We start from the raw sequence: 23,311 nt of genomic DNA, 5'->3' as shown, positions 1-23,311 counted from the left end.
TTATTCTTGAAGAAGGTGCTTTTATTGCTGTTATCTACTTTAGTAGGAATATTATCGGGATGTTCTGCCGGTAAACTATCGGTTCCTTCGGGAATATTGGCAACTGACCAAACCGTGGCCGATGAGTATATGACGGATAATTCCTTCTTGACTGCAAGATATGGTTCAGATTACACAGTCACATTTGTTGGCGGAAGCGGTGAGGGTGAAGTCAATCAATCAGGTAAATCAGGTATTATGTCGTTTCAATACATGATAAATGATACGGATTTATATGATGTAGAGGTTGTCAAAGAAAAACATGACGCATGGAAAGTGAAAGGTTTACTTTTAGAATCCACAACTTATTCGTGCGATGAATTAAGTTTTTCGTTCTCTCTGTGTTCAACAGAAAACTATTATGAAGCTAATGGAAACCTCAACATAAATGATACTTCTATACCCGTAATAGTGAGTGTTAATTGTAGCCTTATGACAGTTGAAAATGCTGAATTACGGCAACAATATGAAAAGGCATGGGAACAATTTTCTGTTACTGATGTAGAGAATATGAGTTCGGCAGAGCGTCAACAATGGGATGATCGTGAAAAGGCTTGCACGATGTTTACCTGTTCGGTTGAACCACAATTTGATTCGTTTACAGCCGTCATAAATTCTGATTATGCAGACTTTTTTGATAATACCGTAAACACATTACATTTTCACGAAATTGAACCATAATATTCGACTTTTTAAGCAAACAGCCACCGGAGAATTTTCTCCGGTGGCTGTTCTTTTACTCCAATCCGCTCGTCACCTGCGCGACAATCTTCCTATGCTTTTCGTTCAGAACCGTGCCGTCCAAAAGCTGCTGCACGAAATCCCGACCTTTCATTTTCTCAATCTCCTGCAGCATTTTGATGGACTTTGCGCTTGCTATCAAAGAACTATAAAAAACTCAGCCAATGCTTGCATTGGCTGAGTAGGTGTTTGTTTTTTCAATTATTCCTAGACTTCGGCATTAAGGTCATTTCCATGGCAGTGGGATTTTCGGAACGGAAGTCTGATTTAGAGAAGTTAACTGGATTGATCTGATATTCCTGCCCGTTGATCAGTGCATGGGAATTGTTTCTCTCGATAAACGTACCAAGCACTCGGAATACTCCCGTTTCTCCAGAAAGAGCGCGTTCGTATGTGCTCTTTGGCATTTTTATAGTAATCTCGCCTTCAGGCTTGGAAACGTAATAAGTCATTGCACATACTCTCGTTTCCTTATTCAGACGTTCATCTTTGACCAGAATCTGAATGGGATATCCTGCAAGCACAGACTTTTGATCGGTTTGAGAGCAGTAGGTATAGTAACTTACTGTCTTGGTCACGATTTCCTCACCGCAGGTGTCCAACAGGTTCTGATAGTCTGCGCTATACTTTCCGTAAGACGGATAATAAATATAATGAGGATCATACGCTGACAGAACGACGCTCTTAATTCCCTCATCACCTGCCGCACGATAATCAATATCACTGGGGCCGATTTTATCGCTGGTGGAGGGCGTTGTCGGCGCCGTGGGTTCCGTAGGCGTTACGGGATTTGTCGGCTCAGTCGGTGTCGTGGGTTTCGTGGTATTACCCGCGTTATCCTCTTCACCGTAACCTACAGTCGTCAGAATGTCGACTCGATTGGTTGCGAGATCGAACTTGACGCCGATGTTCATATCCTTACAAAGATCACGCAGCTTGTAATAGTTGTTATCGGAGATGTTGTATCCTGTGTAATCAGCCTTATTTCCATCCTTAAATACGGATGCCTTCGATTCCTTGGCAGTTTTCACTGCGCTAGAAGGAAGCGCCATTTCGCCGCCAACAACGGTGTATGCCTTGTTGGTCGTGAGATCGATCCGCTTATTCGTCTCATTCCAAGACACTTCAAACTGTTTTGTGCTTCCGTTGACCATCGCCGCAACATCCCTGAGTTTGAAGTAATTGTTATTGTTAATCATGTAAGCGGCGCCGTTAACCTTTGTGCCGTCTACATAGATTGTATTCTTGGTCGGGGTTGCGTTCACCGCGCCAGCACTCGTGAGAAGCGCAGCGCTAACAACGCCAATCATAAACATAGTGCGTTTGTTCATATTCTTTGGTCCTTTCTTTTCACGAATGAATCATCTTCGACTCCCTCAAGCTCCAATGATCCATATAAGGTGGGTTTGCTGTAATTACCTATACGTCCTTGTGACTGCCGATGTATACGCTGTAGCTCGCGCCATCCCATGCAACAGCCTGATCGAGTGCATTTGCAACGGCACGAACCGGCAGATAGGTCGTGCCCTTGTAAAGCAGCACGTCAACCGTCTTGCCGTTGACGTCGGTCGGAACAATCGGCTTGTCGTTCACATAGACCTTAACCCCGGTTTCAACAGCCAGCTTTTCCATTCGACGTTTCGCATTATACTCGCCCGAGGCCTTGCCGCCCAGAATGGACGACTGCGAGTTGGCGATAGCTTTCAGCTTGGAAAGTGCGATTTCCGGTGCAGGAGCCAGATTGCTAAGGGTATTATTCTGATGTCCATCCGTATTGTAGCTGCTAAATGTTACCCGATATTCCTTTGCAGAGTAATGCAGTTTGCCGAATTCTTTCCAATCGTTTTCTGTATCAATTACTTCACCAGTGAACAAGTCCGTATCCCATACTCTTACCGACTCATAATTCCAATCTTCATAGTGCCAGATGCCTTTCGTCTGCCACTGACCATTCACTACAGTCTCTATCCGCTCCATTGAATATGCTTTATTATTTCCTGCTAAATCACCATTGCTCATCCATACTAAATAATACTTTCCGTTTTGAGAAGCTATGGGCAGCACTCGCGGGAAATTACGAGAATCATTCTGTGTAAAGATAAACGGCACTTCATCTTCTACCAGTTTTACCGCAGAAGACCCATTCCACGAGTAAACCATATATTTGCTGGATGCATTTGTGCCATGCTTATCCCACTGATCAGCCGGAATCTTATCCTTCGTATTGCAAACACAAAGCAGTTCTTCGTTTCCGTCCCCATCAAAATCGATGAGCATCGCCGTCACCAGACCGCTGACGATACTGCCGCTGACAGCGCGCTTGCCGTACTTACTCTGCAGCTGCTCGATCACCGAAACATACGCTTTCGCACGGTTTACCGCATTCTGATCCACCTTATGCTCACCGAGATACGCACTGGACGTCGTTCCGTCCCACGCAATCGGCACATTGAGCGCCGCAGATACCGCGCGAATCGGCAGATAAGTCGTACCATTATACAGCATTGGCTCTACCGAATTGCCATTTGCGTCACCCGGATTGAGCTTCTGGTCATCCACATAAACCGTAACACCACGCTCTACGGTAATGTTCTTCTGTGTCAGCGCGGACGCAAACGGCATACTCATCACCAGTGCTGCACCCAGCAGGCTAGCAGTCAGCCGCTTGCCGAATATTTTCATCGTTTGATTTTCATGCTCGTTCATACTTTTTCTCCCCTTTTATATTTTGAATGCTAATGGAAACCATGATAACCTGATTATACCACAGTTTCCGACTATTTACTATTCTCATTGCATTCAATACATGGATAGGATATAATGAATTTACATTGACACGAAACAAGATAAGGGGTATGAAAATGAAAAAAAGACTTATTGATGAATCAGCTGTTTTAAGGTCTTTAATAACCTGCTTTTTTTCCTGAAATTCAGGCATAACCTGCCGGATCATGGAGGCTGCCAGTTCCAGTTTAGATTCTTTTTTCTGCCACATACGATAGCCAGGAGGACCGGAAAGGAAATATTATGTTACAAAAATTATATGTTTTTTTCAGGAAAGAAACCGTTTTGTCAATTGCAGTGATCCTGGCGCTTCTTTCTATGTTCTGGGTCAGACCGGATAAGGCTTATTTTACTTATATCGATTTCAGGACTCTCTGGCTCCTCTTCTGCTTGATGGCAATTGTAGCTGGTTTGAAGGCTGTTGGTGTTTTTGATATACTTGCCAAAAAATTGCTGATGGGAACATCGGGAACTGTGGGTGTGATCAGGCTGTTGGTACTCTTATGTTTCTTCCTGTCAATGGTGATCACCAATGATGTGGCATTGATTACTTTTGTTCCTCTTGCACTGATCATTGTGCATAAAATGCCAAAGGAACTGGGCAATTACTGGCTTCTTAAAATAGTAGCCATGCAGACAATCGCTGCTAATCTCGGAAGCATGCTCACACCAATCGGAAATCCGCAGAACCTTTATCTATATGCCAGAGCAGGGATGTCCGCGGCAGAATTAATAACCCTGATGCTTCCCTATTCCGCCACAGCACTTATCCTTCTTCTGATATGGATACAGGCAGCCGCTGCCAAAGCACCTCACGTATGCGGTTCCGAAAAAGATAAAACTCTTTTGGGATTCTCTGACAGAAAAGAACTTAACATGGAATACCTGGCCGCTTACCTGATCTTATTTACAATCTGCCTGCTCACTGTTGCACGTATCATTCCATACCAGATTCCTCTTGTAGTGGTTCTTATATATATGCTGCTAAGAAACAGGGAAAATATAAGCAGGGTGGATTACTCCCTGCTTGCCACCTTTATCGCATTATTTATTTTTATCGGCAACCTTGGAAGGATTCCGCAATTCAGCAGTTTTCTGGAAAGAATCATGGCAGGAAGGGAAACACTTACTGCTGTTCTTGCCAGTCAGATTATGAGCAATGTTCCCGCTGCGCTTCTTTTATCCGGCTTTACAGATAATTACCGGGCTTTAATTGTCGGAACCAATATTGGAGGTCTCGGCACTCTGATTGCATCCATGGCAAGCCTGATAAGTTTCAAATATATTGCAAAAGAAAACAGGAATCTGAGAGGGAGGTATTTGGGAATATTCACAGCCTCCAATATTATATTCATGATATTCATGTTAATATTGTATTTTTTTCTTAGATAAAGGTTTTCCCGGAATTACGAAAGTTATAGCAATTCTTTCTTCGCAAAAAATTCTCCGCGGCACTCTCCCATCCTGGAAGAAAAGCCGCGGAGAAATAAATATATTTTCGGTGCCAATACAAAGATCATTAATCTTTACACCACTTTGCTTTTTCCAATGAAAAGATCGGAGATTACTATACAGAAAAGCGACAGGCAATGGTATCCAGTATTTTTCTTGGCGAGGATAGATTAGATGGTTACGAAAGTGGAGATAGAAGCTCATGCGTATAGCGAATTTATTTGGGTAAGGTTTCTGCAAAAAAATCACTAAGCGATATATCCAGTGCCTCGCAGATACGCTCTATGGTATCCACACTTAGCTGATTACCGCGTTTCTTAGCAGTGCGGATTGTGGCTTCGGACAAATCACATATTTTAGAGAGCTGACAAAGGGTAAGTCCGCGTTCGTCAGCAAGTTCCTGCACACGGCTAATAGTATTCAAGTCAAGGACCTCCTCTGAGGTTAATTGGAAATTAGTTCAGTACACGGCCTACAATAGAAAATCTAACTAATGGAGATACGAGCTTCGGCTCGTATTTTTTATTGTACGAAATCAGAACAGACTGCATATGGAGTGTGCCGTCACTGTCAGTAAAATCGTAACGTTCGGCTTCACAAGGTTCCTGCTCATCATACATCTTGATGTAGCCGTCGCCGTCATACATAAAGATGCCGACCTCGCCTGGGGACAGTTCACTGCATTCCTGAATCCATGCGATTTGACCATCGTGATAAACCGGCTCCATACTATCGCCGCAGACACGAACACCAAAATCAGCACGATCAGGAACTGCACTCTTTGGGAAAGAGATAGTTTCAAAATTCCCTTCATCGAGGAATGTACCGGTACCAGCCGAAACGGAAAGAGTGCTGATCGGCATATCAATGCATTCCTCTTCATAGGAGTGCTTGGCAACGACTCTGTATTTTCCGGTAGCTATCAAATCGTCACGATACTCGCGCAGCTTTCGCAATCCTTCTGGGTTCAGCTGTGCGGCAGCGCGCGTGAAGAAGGAGATATTTTCGTCTATGCCTAGAGCCTGCATAACGGCAATAAACTGATAGATGTTCGGAACAGAAGCTCCGGTTTCCCATTTGCTGATAGAAGCGTTGGTTATAGATATACCATAGATTTCAAGCAGTATACGCAGATCGGTCAGACTCATTTTATTTGCAGCACGGAAATCTGCAATTTTTTTACCGATGATATTATCTTCCCTTTCAGAAACAGCATTATAGCCGGTATTGAAATCTTTGAAGTTGATAATCTTGCTGGAACGGTTAGCCTTTTTCATGGTCTGTTCCTCCCTCTGTGTTTATGCTTATATTATATAAGTCGGAAAGAGCAGTGTCAAGAAAGAATTGAATAAAACGATACAAATGCACGATTGACATATCGTATAACGAAATGATATGCTTAAAGCACAGAAAGCGAGGTGAGTGGCAATGAGTGCTGACCGTGCGATACTGCATAGTGATATGAACTCGTTCTACGCATCGGTTGAAATGATGCTTGATCCCAAACTGCGAGGCAAAGCGGTTGCAGTGTGTGGATCAACAGAGAACCGGCATGGAATCGTTTTGGCAAAGTCAGAGCTTGCAAAGCGAGCTGGGGTCAAAACCGGCATGGTAAACTGGGAGGCAAAGCAGCGATGTAAAGACCTGATTCTTGTTCCGCCGCAGTATGACCAGTATTTGAAGTATTCAAAGCTGGCACATGAGATCTATTACCGTTACACCGATTTGGTGGAGCCGTTTGGAATGGACGAATGCTGGCTGGATGTGACCGGCTGCGAGATATATGGCAAACCATTGGAGATCGCAGAGGAGATCCGGCAGTCGGTGAAGGAAGAACTGGGGCTGACGGTGAGTATCGGCGTATCGTTCAATAAGATATTTGCCAAGCTGGGCAGTGATCTGAAAAAGCCAGATGCAATTACCGTAATCACAAAGCAGAACTTCAAGGAGAACATTTGGCCACTGGCCGCATCAGAGCTGCTCTATGTAGGCAGCGCCACAACGAAGAAGCTGGCCAGCTACGGTATCAAGACAATCGGTGATCTGGCTGCAACGGAGCCGAGCACGCTGAAATATATGTTCGGCATCAATGGCCTGAAACTCTGGCGATATGCAAACGGTACGGACGAGTCTCGCGTGATGCAGAAGGATTTTGTCAGTCCGGTCAAGTCAATAGGGCATGGCATTACCTGTACGGCTGACCTTGATAACGAGGAAGAAGTACTTCATGTGCTGCTGGAATTAAGCCAGGATGTTGGCCACCGCTTGCGCGTGCATGGGCTGGCAGCTACCGGCGTTCAGATTTTTGTGCGAAACAAGAGCCTTTACAGTACCCAGTATCAGTACAAACTGCCGTTCAAAACGCAGCTGCCCTCTGAAATAGCCGCAGCAGGCTTCCAGCTATTCAAAGAGCATTATATATGGACTGAAAAAGTTCGCGCAATCACCATTCGCGCAATCGACCTGATACCTCAGACAACAGAAGAGCAGCTTTCACTGATGGTCGATTATGAGCGGCGAGATCGCAGAGTGCGGCTGGAGGATGCGATCGAAGATCTGCGTCGTCGTTTCGGCAAAAAATCTCTAACGTATGCTGGCCTGCTTGGCAATCTGAAGATGCCGGATGATGGACGCGATAGCGTAAAAATGCCGGGACTGATGTATCAATAGGAAAAAGATAAATCTTTGGAGTAAAGACTATGGAACAGACAGTAAATTGGGAAAAGGTCTATGTAGACACCCTGGTGCGCCATACGAAGGATGGCGGCAGCATACCGCTATCTATCAAGTTCTCCGATGGCAAGACCTATGAGATCGACCAGGTGTTAGACAGAAAGAGAGCCGCCGCGAGTAAAGTCGGAGGAACCGGCATACGGTATTCCATCCGGATCGGACAGCATCGTACATTTCTCTTTGAAGATGAAGGCCTGTGGTTTGTAGAAGCCAAAACCCTTCATGTGTAGGAGGTGCCGGCTATGCCCTACCTGACGGTTCAAGAAATCGAGACGATTGCCGAACGCATCGTGCGGGCATATCACCGGTACTGTGCTCAGCAGAATCGAAAATTAACGAGAATCGACCCTGAAATTGTGACAAGCAATGTGCTGGGCCTCCAGATCGCATATCATAAATTATCGCGGTTTGGGCATGTGCTGGGCCTGACTTGTATGCTTCCGGTTGCGATTCAAGTGTTTGATGATGTTGAGCACCCGGTATATGCGCCCTTGGATGGTAGGACGGTTTTCGTTGACGAGAGTTTGAGAAGCGAGAACGCAAATATCGGGCGTCACAATTTCACGCTGATGCACGAAGCCTGCCACCTGGTATACGGAATGCTGTATCCAGAAACCTATTTAGGCGTTCAGCTGCGCAGAGTCTATTACAGCCTGCGTTTTGCACCACGAAACGTGACGCCAGACTGGGAAGAATGGCGTACCAATATGCTGGCTTCAGCAGTGCTGATGCCCAAAGACCTGATCCTGCAGTATATGCGGGAGTATGGCTTAGGAAAGAAAATGCGTATGGTCAATCGAATATTTGCGGCAAGGCAGTATGAAGCATTTTCGCAGATTGCAGATAAGATGGGGGTCTCTAAAACGGCGCTGGCAATTCGAATGAAGCAGCTGGGTCTGGTAGATCGAAACGACCTGAATAATCCGTACAGTTTAATCGATATTTGCTGTGATGAAACAGATAGATAGATTCTCAGAGGAGGTATTTCAATATGGCAAGACTTGATGTAAAGACGCAGGACCCGGAACGCTATGCGCAGGTGAAGGCGGAGCAGGAAGAACTGAAACTTCAGTTCAGCATGGCGGCTTTCGGCACTAGCGTTGCGCGGCTCTGCCCATACTGTGAGCATAAGATCGAGATTTTGTATCGGGGGGAACATGGCCCTTCAAGGGCAAAATGCCCGAACTGCGGTGAGGAAGTAGTGTTTCCACCGATTGCCTTTCGGCTGTATACCGCATAAGCGGATTGAATTGAATATGGAGTAACAAGATTGTGCCACGGAGCCACTTGATGTGCTGACTTCCATTGCGCCACTTGATTTGCAACCTGTGCTTTAGAAAGCACGGTTCGATCATTGTGGCGATAGGTTAGCAGATCAAGTGGCTTTTTTGCGCTCATTTGGTTCCAGAAAGGAACGAAATGAGCGTTTTTTACTGGCTGGCGCTAATCGCCGCATATCCGTGATCACCTTTGATTTTTCAAAAAAATTCAAAGGAGATTGCAAGATGAAAACGACTGTGCTGGTCTTTGTTGATCGAGAGAATACAAGCATGGGTATGCGGATTGCCTCTCAGGAGGAATTCACGCAGATACTGATTAAGAATAAGGAACTGCCTTTACAGGAACGCCGGCTGTTTACCAAGGATGTAATTGCTGATACGGATGGATTGGATGTCATGTACATCGAAACAGGCTTGCCGGATTATCAGAAGTGGAACAGCAAGCAAACTTACAGAAACAAAATTCAGAATGCAAAAAGAAAGTATAAGTTTCTGTCTACAGACACGCTTTGTGCAAACGAAGATGCAGGCGATTTGACTGATTTTATTGCAGATAGCTTTTGCGTAGAGAAGGCTGTAGTTGAGAAAGAAACTATGCGCCAGCTGCGTGCTGCGCTTGAAAACTGGAAGCCATGGGCGAATGAGGTTCTCAGATTCTATTTGAATGGCAGAAAACATAAGGCATGCAGCTATTTAAGGGAAAAATATGATATTCCGGAACATCAGGCAAGATACCGCGTAAAGCTGTTTGAAAAATTCATTTTGAATTTTTTCAAAAATGATTATCAGTTTTTGGACTCGAAGGTTGTAGTTGATTAGTGAGAGGACAAATTTGAGGAGGGTCGATATGAATACTTACAAGAGAAGTCCCATCTTGCGCGGAGATATTCTCTATGCCGAACTGGGTGCGGCGGTTGGCTCTGAGCAGGCTGGCTTTCGTCCAGTAGTCGTCGTTCAGAATGATGTTGGTAATCGTTATAGTCCGACGGTTGTTGTTGCACCGCTGACCAGCAATATCAGAAAAAACATTTTGCCGACTCATGTGCATGTAGGTCGAGAGAGTGGTGTACGTCCCTCTCTGGTTTTGCTGGAACAGCTGCGGACGGTCGATAAGTGCAGACTGGGAGATAAGATCGGCCACGTAAACAAAAGCGTTATGCGCCGGGTTGATGCAGCAGCGGCTATCAGTCTTGGTTTGCGCTCGTTGCAGAAAGACGAGGTGTGACGATGAATGTCGAATTGAATGCCTTTGTGGTAATTGATGACTGGCAGGCTGTTGTAAACCGTACTGTGGCGAATTACTTCGATTCGCTTGGCTTTGAACATTTGGATCAGGTCCTGGATATGCGCGTCTTTGATCTGCTGAATATGAACCTGCTCGATGCAGTACGAGTCGAGGAAATTATCGTTTGCCTGTATCGCAGTCTGAATCCGAATATCACAGTAGACGAGGCGATGTACTGCGGGGCAATGAATCAGTGCTTCGACTACACCGGCTGGAGAAAGATTCACAGACAGCTTGAAAAGATTACGGTCAGGGATTTAGTCCTTACGGAGAACATCAACCTCAGAGCGATTCAACACTTTTATGATGCTATCCGAAAGAAGTTTTTCAAGTCGAGAGAATATGACTGGTGTGAATACCGTTATACAAATTATCAGGACTATGCTGAGAAGCGAGCAGATGGAGGCAGAAGAAAATGAACAGAGAAGAAAAAAACAACCTGGTTCCCGTATGGGAACGGGCAACAATCACACTGGAAGAAGCTGCTGCCTATACCGGCATTGGTGTCAGAAAGCTGAGAGAAATGACAGATGAGCCGACCTGCGATTATGTCATGTGGGTTGGCAACAGGCGAATGATTAAGCGCCGGAAACTGGATGAGTATTTGGAGAACGCATACTCCGTCTAATGCAACTGTGTGATTTGCTTCCGACCACTGCATTTGTACATTGGGAAAACGGGACGTCATTGTTTATGCTATTCCCGTAAGAGAAATTTGATGAAGGAAGGGAAAAACAATGGTATCGAAGAAGAAAGTCAAATCCAAGAACGGCGTTCGCTTTGACAGTAAGCATATCAGGCTACGCACAGGCGAAAGTGAAAAAGATAATGGCACCTATGTTTACCGCTGGACGGATAAAGTCGGGAAACGCCATGCAGTATATGCTCCCACGCTGGCTGATTTGCGAGAGCAGGAAGAACAGATCATCGTAGACCGGCATGACGGTATTAAAACGAATGTGAAGAACATCACCGTAAATGACCTCTTTGACCTGTGGGTTCAGGTGAAAAGAGGCGTTAAAGACAGTACGATGAAGAACTACATTTATATGTATGAGATGTTCGTGAAGCCAACTTTCGGAAAGAAAAAGCTGACACAGGTTAAGAAATCAGATGTACGCCGGTTCTACAATCAGCTTGTTGATGAGCGCATCTTGAAAATCTCTACTTTGGACGGCATTCATAACGTGCTCCATCAGGTCTTTGCAATCGCTGTCGATGATGATATGATCCGGAATAATCCGACAGACAATATGCTGCGTGAGCTGAAATCGGCACATGGTCACGAGGTGGAAAAGCGAAAGGCGTTGACCGTTGAGCAGGAAAGGATCTTCCTTGAATATCTCAGGAATTCGCCGCGCTACAATCACTGGTATCCGGTCTTTTATATTATGGCAAACACCGGGATGCGTGTTGGCGAGATTACCGGCCTGCGCTGGTGTGATGTGGATTTCAAGACAGGACTTATCAACGTGAACCATACGCTGGTCTATTACAATCATCGTGATGAGCATGGCTGCTATTTCTCTATCAATACACCCAAAACCAAAGCTGGTATCCGCGAAATTCCAATGACAGAGGGCGTTGTCGAAGCATTTAAGATGGAGAAAGAGTATCAAGAAGAAAATAATATCATTAGTGTCAGTCATATCGAAGGTTATTCTGATTTTATCTTCGTCAACCGATTCGGAGAGGTACAGCATCAGGGAACACTGAATAAGGCACTGCGCAGAATCATGCGCGATTGTAATGGCGAAATCCTTGAAAACAATGACATTGACGATGAGCCGGTGCTCCTCCCATGTTTCAGTTGTCATGTACTGCGGCATACTTTTGCAACGCGTATGTGCGAGTCTGGACTGAATGTAAAGGTCGTACAATCAGTGCTAGGCCATGCGGATGTAACCACCACTCTCCAGATTTATGTTACGGTGTCGAACGAAATGAAAAAGAGGGAGATTTTAACCTACAGTAACTATATCCGGACGGGAGAGCGACAGGTACAAAATATATAAGCACAAAACGGGATCTGCCAGGACGATGAAAAATCGCCTGACAGGTCCCTTTTTCAAATTCGCACATTTCTCATATTGAATTTTTTCGTCTATACTGAATCTCGTTAAAGGAAAGCGAGGTGAGAAAAATGAAAAACAGCCTGGAAATTATGTTCCCAGAGGTCGCAAAACAGTGGTCAACGCGCAATTTTCCTTTGCTGCCGAAGGATGTCAGCTATGGTTCCAATAAAAAGGTTTGGTGGCGTGGAGAGTGCGGACACGAATGGCAGGCAAGTCCTCATAGCCGAACCGGAAAAAATTCTCCCGGTTGTCCGTACTGTTCCGGAAACCGTGTGCTTGCCGGTTTTAATGACCTTGCATCGAGGTTTCCGGAGATCGCGGCAGAATGGTCGGAGAAGAATTATCCCCTAAGACCAGACGAGGTAACAGCATTCAGCAATAAGAAAGCGTGGTGGAAAGGAAAATGCGGGCATGAATGGTATGCTCTGATTTCAAGCAGATCGGATGGGCATGGCTGTCCCTACTGCGAGGATCATAAACTGCTGAAAGGCTTTAACGACTTTGCTTCACAGTACCCGCAGCTTGCTAAGGAGTGGTCAGAGAAGAACAAGGTCGGAGCAGATGCAGTTACATCAAGCAAGGCGGGGCTTTTCTGGTGGCATTGCCCATCCTGCGGAGGAGAGTACAGCGCGTGGATTTCATCAAGAATGGATGGCAGCAGATGCCCGTACTGCGCTGGACGAGTGGTAGAAGAAAACCTGAACAGCCTGTCAAAGACCCACCCGGCAATAGCAGTAGAGTGGAATTGCGAGAAGAACGGAACAATTACACCAGATCAGGTTTCGGCCTTGTCAAAGCAGGAATACTGGTGGAAAAGCAGCTGCGGTCATGAATGGAAAGCAAAAATCTATGATCGAACGGTGCGAAAAGTGCCATGTCCAAAGTGCGAGCAGGAATTTGTTTATGTACTCCCTCAATTACTTGTCATGCTGTATACAGGACAAAACCATTTGAAAGTGGAGTTCGACACAGATGACTTGACGGGAATCCGCATGGAAATGTATATCCCGGAGTTGAATCTGGCTATCGAAGAAAGAAGTACCGATGAGCGAAATCATGAGCAGAAGGTTAAGAGGTATATTTGCGAGCTGCAAGATGTTCGCTATATCTTGTATGAGCCATTCAAGTCGGCAGAAGATGCGGCAGCATTTATCCGAACGATTTTGAAAGAGCATCATGTACATATTAAAACGGCTGCGGCAGACGATATAGCGCTGTGCAGGGAGAAATATAACTTGCTGAAGAGGAGAAAATTAAGATGACAGATGATATGAGATTGTTGTTGCGGATTCTTTTGGAACAAGAGCTGAGGGAGGCAGAACCAGAGATGCTGCGCCCCAGAAAGGAACGGGCAGCAGAGCGGGAGGATGGAATCGATTATGCCCCGGCTGAGAGCAGAGGAAAAACGAAAAGAATAAAAGATACCATGAAGGAGGAGCGGGCTGAGGATCTTCAGCGAGCGAGAAGCGATATGTATTCCGCTCATGAAAATGTCGCTTACAACATGAAGAAGGTTCCAATCTGGGAGAAATACGCTTTGTCATTATCCGAAGCAGCTGAATACTTCCACATTGGTACAAGAAGACTTCGACAGATCATTGCGAAGGATAAGTACGCCAAGTATCTGATCTGGAATGGTGGACGGGTATTCTTCAAACGAAAAATGTTTGAAGAATATCTGAATAATGAGGTTCAGCTATTTAGTAATAACAACACTGAATCGTGAGGTGCTGAGATGGCAAGGGAAAGAAGAGATAATAAGGGGCGTCTGCTTCTGACCGGAGAAGCTCAGATCAGAAACGGCAGCTATACATTCCGATATACGGACGAGAACGGGGTTCGCAAAAGCATCACCAACTGGAAACTGCTCCCTGAAGATCCGCCACCCAAAGGGGATACAAATCCAGAATGCCTGCGTGACATGGAGAACAGGATTACCGACCGGCGCATAAAAGCAATGCCTAAGAAAACGAAAACGGTCAATGCGTTTTGGCAAGAATATATTTCTATGAAATGTGAGATTGCGGAAACAACGCTGGTCCGGTACATTTATCTTTATAACAAGCATGTAAAGAACGAGTGGGGAAAAAGACCGATCCAATCTGTTCGATATTCTGATGTGAAGCGGTTCTATATCAGCAGGCTCAAACATGGCTTGAGTCTTTCTACGCTTGGAAATCTGAACAATGTAATTCACCCAGTGTTTGAGCTGGCCTGTCGAGAGCATTATATCGCCGCTAATCCGGTTGATGGTGTTTATCAGGAGTTCAAAAAAAGAAAGGACTGGGAGCCGAAACACAGAGATGCCTTAACCGAGGAAGAACAGGATAGATTGCTTTCTTATGTTGCTCATACGCTGGATTATCGTGAATTACTGCCTGTTTTGACCGTATTTCTCGGAACCGGTATTCGCTCCGGCGAACTTGCGGGTCTTACCTGGGATGATATTGACTTCAAAAAGAATACGATCAGCATCAATCATACGATGAACTATACTGCTACCCTGGACGGAACGTGTAAGTACACTGTGACTGTGCCGAAGAGTAATACGGGAAAGCGGGAAATCCCCATGCTGACAGAAGTGAGGGACACGCTGCTGGCACTGTATGAAAGAAGAAATGATTTCAATGCAGATAATCAGATTGTCATTGATGGCTATACGAATTTCGTCTTTCGTGATCTGTACGGTCGTGTTTACTCGAATCATCGCATCAACCGTCAGCTTAAAAGAATTACGGCGAAATACAATCAGGAGGAACACGCCGAGGCAGAACAAGAAGGCCGAGAGGAAAATCCCCTTCCGCCAATCACCTGTCATATGTTGCGGCATACGTTCTGTACGAGGATGATTCTGGGCGGAATAGACTTGAAAACAGTTCAGATTATCATGGGGCACGCAGATGCCGAAACAACCATGCGCGTTTATGCAAATGTGACCAAAGCGCAGGCCCAGAATGAGATGATGCGAATGGAGGGAAAGATGAAGCTGAAGTAGAATTAAGTGGACTTTTGAATGAAGAAAAAGTGGATATGGGAAATGCGAAAGTGGATATCGAGAATGAAAAAGTGCACATTGAAAGCGTGCTTTCCGAGAAAGGCAGTAATTTCTCAGTAAAAACGACGGTTCATATTCATAGACTCTTTTGTGAATGCTATCCTAATAGTTGGCCACAGGAGATGCGGGAGGTTTGACGGTTACGTTATAATTTGAAAAATACGATTGACATACGAGATAAACAGGGCTATGCTTGTATTGCAAAAAAGCAAGCTCTTGACAGTGCATAAGGAGGAATTATCATGGCATCACTTTTTCCAAGAGAGGAACACGCCGAAGCACTGTTCCACAGAATTCTGAGCAATCCGGGTGCAGAGCAGCAGTTGTACGAAACCTTCTGCATGGAGCAGGAGAATGCATCGTTTGAGGATGGCGGCGGTGCAGAGTGCAGCTTTGCGAAAGCGCTTTTGCAGGCTTATGAGAACCGCGATATTTCCGCGCTGACGATTGCGCTATGCAATAACACGATGTTCGATCTGCTGCGCACAGCCTATCTTATTCCGTATCGCTTTCATGGCAAAAACGGCGGGAATCCCAGACTGCTGACCGATGCGAACGGTGAGGTGCGCGAGGAATACCGCAATGCCGTCTCGGCACGAGAGCTGCGCAAGTTCCACGATATTTACCGTCAGCACCTGTCTGTACCGCGTGCGGCGCTCTACTTGGCCGATGGCAGTCATCTGCGCCACAAGTACACCAAGGACATGCAGGTGCGGGAGATGTATTCGCCGTCCCGCCGCGGCGTGCTGACGCTGTACGCGCTGCCGGATACGGTCGAGCAGGGTCTGACCGAAGCACAGGCGTACAACATCGTCTGGGACGCATTCAATGAAATCCAGCAGAGGTGTCCGACCGCGATGGTATTCTACGGTCAGGACACCGGCTACAAGTTGCAGAAAAGCCACGATGAACTGGGCGTTCTGCTGCCGCTTAAGGAGTTTGAACATAACATCCTGCACCATCTCGAGCAGGTGGACGGCATTGTGCTGCGCTGTCGTGAGGAGATGATCCATCAGGCTGGCAAGGACTCGCTGCCGCTGTAAAAAGCATAACAAAACCGCTGCTATGAGGAAAACTCACAGCAGCGGTTTTGGCTTGTCTGCAGAAAATCAGGTGCAGTAACGGAACATCTTATCCGTCATAATGCGGGCGAAGATCAGTCCGAGCGGAAGCGCGAGAATGATCAATGTGGCAGACGCGAACCACGAAGCGGAAATGCTCAGGTTCATCATACCGAGATTGTAAATTGCGCGGTAGAGATACAGGCCGGGCACCATAATCACAATAGACGGCACTGTAATCGCGATGCGCGGAAAACCGGAGTGCTTTTTGTACGCAGAAGCCAGCAGTCCGGCGATCATGGCCGCGAAAAATGCGGCAGCCGCAGGCGGCAAAGATGCAAGGTCAACCAGCTCCAGACGCAGCGTGTTGGATATTGCACCGATAACCGCGGCGGACATCGCCAGTGGTACCGGGCTGTTGAACATGATCGAAAAGCCGAACACACCGCAGAAGCTGGCGAGCAGGCGGAATACGATATACTGCAGCATGCTGAGGTTCAGCGGCAGAAAATCTACCGGTTTGAGGTGCAGCGCGAGCGCCATTAGCCATGCGGCCATCGTGGCAATCAATACGATCATTACCGCGTAGCTGAGCCGTTCGAGACCTGACCGCATATCCAGCTTGGCCATGTCGATGCCGCTGGTGATAAACGGAAATCCGGGAATGATGAACAGCATGGAGCAGATGTAGCCGGCTTCGTGCTGGATATTGATGCCGCAGGTCATCTCGGCAATCTTGAGACAGCCCGCGTACACCAGACAGGCTGCTGCGACCGAAACAGTCGTGCAGAGCACAAGCGTCAGATGGTGCTTGGACAGCTTGCAGCGCACGGCGTTGCCGATACCCGCGCCAAAGAATGCGAGTATCATCTCGACCCAGCCGCCGCCGAGCAGAAACGTAAATGCACCGCAGGCGAGGGCAGCCGCCAGACCGAGCATCAGTGGCGAATACAGTCCGTGCACCTGCTCGATTTCGTCAAGGTGGGTGTGCAGCTGCTCGCCGGTCATACGGGAGCAGATGTCGGCAAACTCAGCGACGAACTGCTCGAGTCGGTTGAGCTTTGAGGTGTTGACGCCTGTGCTGGTCAGCGTGAGCGTTTGCGAAAATGCCTGTTCACCGTCAAAGCAGGTGTATTCAATCGAGGTCAGACCAATGTCGGCTGCACAGACCAGCCCCAGCTCCTCCGCGAGCGTGTTCATCGAACTGCGGACACGCCATGCACCGGTGCCGCATGAGAGCAGCATCAAGCCGGTGCGGCCGATGACGGAGGCCTTCTCGCGCAAGGGCGCGGCAGAGATCGGTAGAGTAGCATCATGTGATGTGTAATCGTGCCACGCAATGTGCATGTGGTTGGGGCGAAAAGCAGTTTGCGGCATAGTAATACACTTCCTTATATGGCTGTATTGTAGTCGTTCTGTGCAGTAAAGTCAATAGATGAATGTAGAAAAGGATACCAAGAAACACGAATGTGTAATTGAAAAAGTGCAGAAAACGTCATAACCGCTACAGGCTGTTGTTAAAGAGGTCTGTTTTTATACTCTCGTATTCTTGATGCCTGTAAACGGATCCGTCTATTCGGTCGTCGTTATCTGGTCGCACATTTGTAACCGTTAACCGGAGGATTTGTCTTTCTTAAGCGTCAAGAAAAAATGGGTTCTGTAAGCGTTGATGCCACAGAACCCATTTTTTATTGTGTAGATAAGTGATTATGCGAAAAAGGCAGGACGAATATCTTGCTTGATACCCGTCAAAGATTCCTGTTCTTTTGCCCAAGTGACACGAGTAACTTCCTCTACAAATGCCTTTTCTTTAGGCGTAGCAGAATAATACCGGATGCCGAATTGCTGGCAGATGTCGAACAATAGGTCAGTATAAGCCATGTCGTCTTGGGAAGGCATAGCAAAGTATCCGCCAGCCTGCTCTGCTAATTCACCGATTATATACATGGGATCATTTTGCTTCATCTTCGTTGACCTCCTCCACAAGATGCTCTGAGAAAAGTTTCCAAGCTGCCTCATCAGCAAGCATAAAGCGCTTCGGACCACCGTTGGTTATGCTCGGAATACGCATAGCACCAAAGTCTTCTGCGTAATGCTTCGCAAGTTCATCGGTTTTTGCATCGAACATAACATCACCTCGGCAACCGTTGTCTATGGAATACTTGATACCAAATGCAATTAGTGCAGCGCCGATACCGCTGTATTTGCGCTCGGATTTTTTGGTGAGGACTGGATTGCTATGCGGAGCGCTTTCTGCATACAAGACATAAACATATGGTAGACAACAATAATGTCTGTCGTTTTAACTTTTTTATTGATACCGTGTCCAGTCGGGGACGCTCGTCAGCTTTGTCCAGCTTTCGCCGACCTCGCCCTGACGGTTGAAGTCATGGCTGTTCGTGGCCTCCTGTACGGCGAGATAGTGCCAGTCGGACGGCTTGTTGTCCGGCCACGTTACCATGCTGTCCAGCAGGTCGCTTTTGCTCTGCGGCATACGGCAGAGCACGCGGTTGATCATGGTCATAGCCTCAGCGCGGGTGATGCGGGCGTCGGGGCGGAACGTGCCGTCCGGATAGCCCGAAATCCAGCCGAACGCCGCCGCTCTCTCAATCTCGTTTTCCGCCCAGTGACCGGAAATGTCGGAGAAGCTGCCGCTGTTCTCGACCGTTCTGGTGCTGAAGCGCGCACAGATCGCCGCAAACTCCGCACGGGTGATCGAGGCATTGGGGTCAAAGCGGTCCGCACGGCGGCCCTTGACGATACCGAGCTTCGCCATCGTGGAAACCGCCTTGTTGTGCCACTGGCCGTCCGAAACATCGGAAAATTCGTTGTCGGCGGTCAGATTTCCGTCGCGAATGTCGGATTTGAGCAGTCGGAAGAAGATCGTTGCGGTCTCCGCGCGGCTGATATTGCCCTCCGGGTGCACCTTGCCGTCCGGGTAACCGACTACATAGGCGTAGTGGTCATCGCCATTCAGCATACTCGGTACTCCGGTAGCCTCCCAGCCTGCATAGACCGTCTTGTTGCCCGTCATTTTCACATTGGTGATCTTGTCGGTCAGCGCCTTGTCGGCATACCAGCCGGTAAAGGTATAGCTCTCGCGGACAGGAGCCTTATCCAGCGTCACAGTCGTGCCGGAGGAATAGCTTTCGTCCTTATAGGAAGTACCGCCGTTGGATTCGTAGTGCAGCGTATACTTGGAGGAGTTGCTTCCGCCACCGCTGGAATATCCACCGCCGGAGGAGGCTGCTTTCTCATACAACAGTGCAAACGGAGAGAAGGAGTCAACTGCGAACGTAACGAATTTCTGTCCGCCGATTGTAACCGTTTCACATGTCAGTTCCTCCGGAATACGAGTGGTCAAAAGTTCATTCACATCAGCGTCACTGTCGCGGTCGATGCCCTTAAAGTGGATGATATGGAACTCAGAGTTTGACTTTGCATCGCTGGGGACCGGCCAGTACAGGTTCATTTTCTGACCAGCACCCATGGTAACGTAGGTATTGCCGTTTGAGGTATCAACCAGATCGAGATAGCGGAACTGATATGAATACTTGCCTTCGGTGTTGGAGGTTCGATTGATGTACGCACTTAAAAGTGCATCATCCAGACTGTGATCGACCATCAGTTTTACATCGTCAGAGGAGGGTACGCTGATACCGCTGTTATTGATATAATACTGCGTGTCTGTCTGTGCAGTGCTGACAAGCATGATATCCTTTTCCTGCGGATTAACGCTTGGAATCGTGTTGTTCTCGATAGCACGATAAGTCGTATCATTGTTGCCGCGGACCTTCAGCGTGCCAGTGCCCAGCTTGATTGGACGGGTGAAGGTCTTGCCATCCGCGGTTGTAAAAGTCGCCTTGTATATCTGTTCATCCAGCAGACCCTGATACACGCTGATCTTGTAGTTGCGGAACTGGTCGGTGAGCAGCGCCTGAAAGTTCGATTCAGTCATGACCGAGCCGTCCGCACCGGTGAACTGTACGCGGGGGACGGTCTCCTCGCCGTCGTCGATCTGGCGGAGCTTGTAGACATAGACCCGACGTCCGTTCTCCATAACATGGCTCTTGCTTTCATCGCTGTACAACTCCAGACTCCAGCTGCGCATTGTACCGTTGTCGTCGACAGGGGTCAGTCGTAGTTTGTCGCTCAAATCAACTGGTTTTTCATCTGTACCGCCGAGCATTGTGTTAATATCGTCCGGCAGAGTGATATAGAAACCGATCTCCGGCAGATCATTCGCAGCAAACTTGCCATCTTCACCGATCACGCCGTGATAGCCGTCACCGCCGACATAAACCGTCAGGTTCATCGGTGCGATTTTAACGGCATACGCTTCATCCAGCTTCCACTGTGCGGTATAAACGGCATTGTCCGTTACCGTTGCGGCTACGGACGGCTCCCAGCCGGTAAAGGTATAACCACTGCGAGTCGGCGTTCCGCCAGTGAAAGCAGGGGTGGGGGTTCCACGGCGCAGGTCGCTGGTTACCTCATCCGCAAAGCTGGTGCCGCCGATACCGTCTGTGTAGGTAACAGAAAACCCGTGCAGAACAAGACTCTTCGGCTGAGAAGAAGTTCCTGTTTCTGCTTCGTACTCGGTATTCGTAACAATTTCCTTATAATTATGTGTAAAATGCGACAGATACGGTTCCGCATCTGCTACGCTATAGGTTTCTGTGCCATAAGTAATCGTACCGGGGGCAACAACCACTCTGCCATCCAAAGACTCATCATCATCAGAGGTCAGTTCGTAATTCTGCATGGAATCAGATGCGCCTACCAATGTGACATAGCGGTTAGTCTCGATTGCTCCAGTGCGGAAATTAGTCGTACATCCTACGCGAATATCTCCGCTGACATTCATCTGTGTTCCGTCCAGATAAAGCTCACCGCTCTGCTCGATTGCGTTGCCGCAATAAAGGCGCTCGGAATAACTATCATCTGTCGGATAGCCACTCGTTGCCTGGTTATCCGAGATGGTGCCACCCAGCAAATATACAGCGGCATTGGGATTTGCACCGCTGTTGCCAGAACGGATTGACAGACCTCCGCCATAACCGGCTTCATTCTCTCGGATGCTGCCTCCGGTCATAAACATCTGGTCGCCATGGGCAGAGAGATACACACCGCCACCGGCAGAGTTTGCTTTGTTGCCGGAAATCATGCCGCCGCTCATTGTAAGCGTGTCGGTATAATTCTGCGCATTATTGCCGAACAGGCAGATAGCGCCGCCATAGGTGCGGGCGATATTGTCCTTGATCTGAGCATTGCCAGACAACTGAATGCTGGTATTGCCATGCCAATAATTGTCGGCTGCATACGCCGAGACGGCACCACCGTAAACTGCCTTGTTGTTGGAGATCGTACCGCCAGACATGACAAATGTGTTCGTCAGGTTTCCTGTATCGGGTGTACCGATAATAGAAATCGCACCGCCAAAGGCGCTGACATCGCTGGTAGCCGCATTTCCACTGATCGTACCTCCACGCATGGTCAGTTTGGCAGGAGCATCATAAGATGTAGCATAGTCTGCTCGGCAAGCGCGGATCATAATTGCGCCGCCGTGTGCGCTGGCGGAACGATCAACGTCGTTGATCTCGTAAATGTCACCAACGGCAGTATTGTTGCTGATCTCGCCACCGTTGATCGCCATTTCGCCACTGAGATAGACAGCACCACCCCATTCGGCAGAACAGCCGGTGATACTGGAACCATCCTCCATCGTCAGTTTGGCGTCGTTATCTACAACGATGCCGCCACCGCAGTCGCTGGTACCAGTCGTTCCATCCTGATTGATTGCTCGGCCATTGCGAACAGTCGCACCATCTGCAAGGATAAGCTGACTGCCAGGGCAAACACGCAGGCAGCGAATATCCTGGGCTTCTGCATCTACCGTCAGATTTCGCAGCGTAATATTCGTCTGTGTGCTTGTACCACTTTCGGCACCGATTTCAATCATATAGAGGTTATTGGTTGTGACACCATCCCAACTATATTTGATCGTAGGTGCAGCTTCTCCGGCATTACCCGCCAGCGTGATTGACTTATCACCTGACAGGACGGTTTTACTCGGCAAAACTATGTCTGAAAGCAGATAGATGGTACCACCGTCAGCTGCCTTCGTAAATGCCGCACCAATTGTTTTTAGGGGTGCGCTCTCATCGCCGGCGGCTGAATCATCGCCGCTTTCGGATACATAGATAACTGTATCGCTGCTTGTTCCGGGATCTGCAGCGGCTAGCGCAGCAGTCGGAAGCATGGTCATGAGCAGACTCAGTGTCAACAGCCATGACAATAATTTCGTTTTCACATTAAATGCTCCTTTACACATAGTGATACCTGCCAAGGCAAGGCCACTAAGGCAATATCCTGACAGGTTTCTGATATTGCGCGGCAGTTCTTTCGTCCGCCGCATTGATGCTGTGCTTTCCCCCTTCTGTGCAAGGGCAGTTACAAGATGTCAAAAGGTGTACTTTTCGGCAGCTCAACTGCTTATAATCTTTCTCTATTATAGCACTGTTGATAGCGTATAATCAAGTTCGCAAAAGCAATGTATGCTAAACGAGATATTGGCAGATTGCTGGAGTGATGAAAGGTCGAATGGCTAAGACGATTAAGGAAATTGCGGATAACTGTGGAGTGTCTGAACAGACTGTACGTGGTTGGTGTAGGCGAAACCATGTTGCGAAAGGAAGTTTCGCACTTAGCGAAAGCCCCAAAAGTTCGATATAGTATCTGTCATACGGGAAGCGGTTTTTGCAATATTGAGCGAATGGGTTCAGTTGAAATTTCAAGTAGCAGAG

At 47.5% G+C, this 23,311-nt stretch carries 23 protein-coding genes; 15 read left to right on the top strand and 8 right to left on the bottom strand.

The genetic code is table 11. The features are described 5' to 3' along the window. Positions 1-6 precede the first annotated feature (6 nt). Entirely contained in the window at positions 7-720 is a 714-nt protein-coding gene (locus tag GPK94_RS05605) for a hypothetical protein (RefSeq protein WP_110436382.1), read from the top strand. Between the two features lie 257 nt (positions 721-977). On the opposite strand, the gene GPK94_RS05600 is transcribed toward GPK94_RS05605, so the two are convergent. Next, positions 978-2,111 carry a hypothetical protein gene (locus GPK94_RS05600; protein WP_118360359.1) on the bottom strand — a complete coding sequence of 378 codons (1,134 nt, stop codon included), beginning with the start codon at positions 2,109-2,111 and terminating at the stop codon, positions 978-980. Positions 2,112-2,199: 88 nt separating this feature from the next. Further along, entirely contained in the window at positions 2,200-3,486 is a 1,287-nt protein-coding gene (locus GPK94_RS05595; RefSeq protein ID WP_110436384.1) for a stalk domain-containing protein, read from the bottom strand. Between the two features lie 321 nt (positions 3,487-3,807). On the opposite strand from GPK94_RS05595, the gene GPK94_RS05590 reads away from it, so the two are divergent. Next, a complete protein-coding gene (locus GPK94_RS05590; RefSeq protein WP_110436386.1) occupies positions 3,808-4,956 on the top strand; it encodes an SLC13 family permease in 1,149 nt (382 codons plus the stop codon). A 277-nt stretch (positions 4,957-5,233) separates the two neighbouring features. On the opposite strand, the gene GPK94_RS05585 is transcribed toward GPK94_RS05590, so the two are convergent. After that, the gene (locus tag GPK94_RS05585; RefSeq protein ID WP_110436387.1) at positions 5,234-5,440 is read right to left on the bottom strand and encodes a helix-turn-helix transcriptional regulator; all 207 of its coding nucleotides are present in this window, start codon (positions 5,438-5,440) and stop codon (positions 5,234-5,236) included. Positions 5,441-5,471: 31 nt separating this feature from the next. Further along, positions 5,472-6,293, bottom strand: a complete 822-nt coding sequence (locus GPK94_RS05580; protein WP_110436388.1) for an XRE family transcriptional regulator — start codon at positions 6,291-6,293, stop codon at positions 5,472-5,474. Positions 6,294-6,444: 151 nt separating this feature from the next. Between GPK94_RS05580 and GPK94_RS05575 the strand changes: the two genes are divergently transcribed. From GPK94_RS05575 to GPK94_RS05515, 13 genes are all read left to right on the top strand, one after another. Then, positions 6,445-7,686, top strand: coding sequence for a DNA polymerase IV (locus tag GPK94_RS05575; RefSeq protein WP_118285413.1), 1,242 nt, complete (start codon positions 6,445-6,447; stop codon positions 7,684-7,686). 29 nt (positions 7,687-7,715) lie between these two features. After that, a complete protein-coding gene (locus tag GPK94_RS05570) occupies positions 7,716-7,979 on the top strand; it encodes a hypothetical protein (RefSeq protein ID WP_118285412.1) in 264 nt (87 codons plus the stop codon). Between the two features lie 12 nt (positions 7,980-7,991). Further along, positions 7,992-8,717 (top strand): ImmA/IrrE family metallo-endopeptidase, encoded by a 726-nt coding sequence (locus GPK94_RS05565; protein WP_118285411.1) that lies wholly within the window; start codon positions 7,992-7,994, stop codon positions 8,715-8,717. Positions 8,718-8,740: 23 nt separating this feature from the next. Then, a complete protein-coding gene (locus tag GPK94_RS05560; RefSeq protein ID WP_110436392.1) occupies positions 8,741-8,989 on the top strand; it encodes a hypothetical protein in 249 nt (82 codons plus the stop codon). A gap of 265 nt (positions 8,990-9,254) precedes the next feature. Then, entirely contained in the window at positions 9,255-9,848 is a 594-nt protein-coding gene (locus GPK94_RS05555; protein ID WP_110436393.1) for a hypothetical protein, read from the top strand. Positions 9,849-9,876: 28 nt separating this feature from the next. After that, positions 9,877-10,254, top strand: a complete 378-nt coding sequence (locus GPK94_RS05550) for a type II toxin-antitoxin system PemK/MazF family toxin (RefSeq protein WP_118285410.1) — start codon at positions 9,877-9,879, stop codon at positions 10,252-10,254. Positions 10,255-10,256: 2 nt separating this feature from the next. Continuing rightward, positions 10,257-10,733: a hypothetical protein gene (locus GPK94_RS05545; protein WP_215654960.1), complete on the top strand. Its 477-nt coding sequence runs from the start codon at positions 10,257-10,259 to the stop codon at positions 10,731-10,733. Further along, positions 10,730-10,942, top strand: a complete 213-nt coding sequence (locus GPK94_RS05540; RefSeq protein WP_118730357.1) for an excisionase — start codon at positions 10,730-10,732, stop codon at positions 10,940-10,942. Before GPK94_RS05545 ends, GPK94_RS05540 begins: the two co-directional genes overlap by 4 nt. 109 nt (positions 10,943-11,051) lie before the next feature. Continuing rightward, positions 11,052-12,329, top strand: coding sequence for a tyrosine-type recombinase/integrase (locus GPK94_RS05535; RefSeq protein ID WP_110436397.1), 1,278 nt, complete (start codon positions 11,052-11,054; stop codon positions 12,327-12,329). A 128-nt stretch (positions 12,330-12,457) separates the two neighbouring features. Then, on the top strand, positions 12,458-13,651 hold the full coding sequence (locus GPK94_RS05530) for a zinc-ribbon domain-containing protein (RefSeq protein WP_215654958.1): 1,194 nt from the start codon (positions 12,458-12,460) through the stop codon (positions 13,649-13,651). Continuing rightward, positions 13,648-14,115: an excisionase gene (locus GPK94_RS15970; protein ID WP_252192523.1), complete on the top strand. Its 468-nt coding sequence runs from the start codon at positions 13,648-13,650 to the stop codon at positions 14,113-14,115. The genes GPK94_RS05530 and GPK94_RS15970 overlap by 4 nt, the downstream gene beginning before the upstream one ends. A gap of 9 nt (positions 14,116-14,124) precedes the next feature. Next, positions 14,125-15,384 (top strand): site-specific integrase, encoded by a 1,260-nt coding sequence (locus GPK94_RS05520; RefSeq protein WP_215654956.1) that lies wholly within the window; start codon positions 14,125-14,127, stop codon positions 15,382-15,384. A 302-nt stretch (positions 15,385-15,686) separates the two neighbouring features. After that, complete coding sequence (locus tag GPK94_RS05515; protein ID WP_118285405.1) at positions 15,687-16,487, top strand: DUF4866 family protein; 801 nt, start codon at positions 15,687-15,689, stop codon at positions 16,485-16,487. Between the two features lie 66 nt (positions 16,488-16,553). On the opposite strand, the gene GPK94_RS05510 is transcribed toward GPK94_RS05515, so the two are convergent. The 4 genes from GPK94_RS05510 to GPK94_RS16395 all read right to left on the bottom strand — a co-directional run bounded on the left by GPK94_RS05510 (position 16,554) and on the right by GPK94_RS16395 (position 22,818). Next, positions 16,554-17,882, bottom strand: a complete 1,329-nt coding sequence (locus GPK94_RS05510) for a threonine/serine exporter family protein (RefSeq protein WP_215654954.1) — start codon at positions 17,880-17,882, stop codon at positions 16,554-16,556. Between the two features lie 330 nt (positions 17,883-18,212). After that, positions 18,213-18,470 (bottom strand): hypothetical protein, encoded by a 258-nt coding sequence (locus GPK94_RS05505; protein WP_215654952.1) that lies wholly within the window; start codon positions 18,468-18,470, stop codon positions 18,213-18,215. Then, positions 18,457-18,633, bottom strand: coding sequence for a hypothetical protein (locus GPK94_RS05500; protein WP_158578119.1), 177 nt, complete (start codon positions 18,631-18,633; stop codon positions 18,457-18,459). The genes GPK94_RS05505 and GPK94_RS05500 overlap by 14 nt, the downstream gene beginning before the upstream one ends. Before the next feature lie 183 nt (positions 18,634-18,816). Next, a complete protein-coding gene (locus tag GPK94_RS16395) occupies positions 18,817-22,818 on the bottom strand; it encodes an S-layer homology domain-containing protein (protein WP_215654950.1) in 4,002 nt (1,333 codons plus the stop codon). Between the last annotated feature and the right edge of the window lie 493 nt (positions 22,819-23,311).

Source organism: Pseudoflavonifractor sp. MCC625 (genome assembly GCF_018784545.1).
GTDB lineage: Bacteria > Bacillota > Clostridia > Oscillospirales > Oscillospiraceae > Pseudoflavonifractor_A > Pseudoflavonifractor_A gallinarum.
Note: the sequence above shows the minus strand (reverse complement) of the source record. Positions and strands in the feature narration are given on the sequence as shown.

Excerpts from the sequence above, each read along its gene's own strand:
- GPK94_RS05535 (WP_110436397.1), top strand. The coding sequence starts at position 11,052 with ATGGTATCGAAGAAGAAAGTCAAATCCAAGAACGGCGTTCGCTTTGAC.
- GPK94_RS05510 (WP_215654954.1), bottom strand. The coding sequence starts at position 17,882 with ATGCCGCAAACTGCTTTTCGCCCCAACCACATGCACATTGCGTGGCAC.
- GPK94_RS05515 (WP_118285405.1), top strand. The coding sequence starts at position 15,687 with ATGGCATCACTTTTTCCAAGAGAGGAACACGCCGAAGCACTGTTCCAC.
- GPK94_RS05550 (WP_118285410.1), top strand. The coding sequence starts at position 9,877 with ATGAATACTTACAAGAGAAGTCCCATCTTGCGCGGAGATATTCTCTAT.
- GPK94_RS05500 (WP_158578119.1), bottom strand. The coding sequence starts at position 18,633 with ATGTTCGATGCAAAAACCGATGAACTTGCGAAGCATTACGCAGAAGAC.
- GPK94_RS05565 (WP_118285411.1), top strand. The coding sequence starts at position 7,992 with ATGCCCTACCTGACGGTTCAAGAAATCGAGACGATTGCCGAACGCATC.
- GPK94_RS05505 (WP_215654952.1), bottom strand. The coding sequence starts at position 18,470 with ATGAAGCAAAATGATCCCATGTATATAATCGGTGAATTAGCAGAGCAG.
- GPK94_RS05545 (WP_215654960.1), top strand. The coding sequence starts at position 10,257 with ATGAATGTCGAATTGAATGCCTTTGTGGTAATTGATGACTGGCAGGCT.
- GPK94_RS15970 (WP_252192523.1), top strand. The coding sequence starts at position 13,648 with ATGACAGATGATATGAGATTGTTGTTGCGGATTCTTTTGGAACAAGAG.
- GPK94_RS05595 (WP_110436384.1), bottom strand. The coding sequence starts at position 3,486 with ATGAACGAGCATGAAAATCAAACGATGAAAATATTCGGCAAGCGGCTG.
- GPK94_RS05555 (WP_110436393.1), top strand. The coding sequence starts at position 9,255 with ATGAAAACGACTGTGCTGGTCTTTGTTGATCGAGAGAATACAAGCATG.
- GPK94_RS05590 (WP_110436386.1), top strand. The coding sequence starts at position 3,808 with ATGTTACAAAAATTATATGTTTTTTTCAGGAAAGAAACCGTTTTGTCA.
- GPK94_RS05540 (WP_118730357.1), top strand. The coding sequence starts at position 10,730 with ATGAACAGAGAAGAAAAAAACAACCTGGTTCCCGTATGGGAACGGGCA.
- GPK94_RS05575 (WP_118285413.1), top strand. The coding sequence starts at position 6,445 with ATGAGTGCTGACCGTGCGATACTGCATAGTGATATGAACTCGTTCTAC.
- GPK94_RS05580 (WP_110436388.1), bottom strand. The coding sequence starts at position 6,293 with ATGAAAAAGGCTAACCGTTCCAGCAAGATTATCAACTTCAAAGATTTC.
- GPK94_RS05600 (WP_118360359.1), bottom strand. The coding sequence starts at position 2,111 with ATGAACAAACGCACTATGTTTATGATTGGCGTTGTTAGCGCTGCGCTT.
- GPK94_RS05570 (WP_118285412.1), top strand. The coding sequence starts at position 7,716 with ATGGAACAGACAGTAAATTGGGAAAAGGTCTATGTAGACACCCTGGTG.
- GPK94_RS05520 (WP_215654956.1), top strand. The coding sequence starts at position 14,125 with ATGGCAAGGGAAAGAAGAGATAATAAGGGGCGTCTGCTTCTGACCGGA.
- GPK94_RS05530 (WP_215654958.1), top strand. The coding sequence starts at position 12,458 with ATGAAAAACAGCCTGGAAATTATGTTCCCAGAGGTCGCAAAACAGTGG.
- GPK94_RS05560 (WP_110436392.1), top strand. The coding sequence starts at position 8,741 with ATGGCAAGACTTGATGTAAAGACGCAGGACCCGGAACGCTATGCGCAG.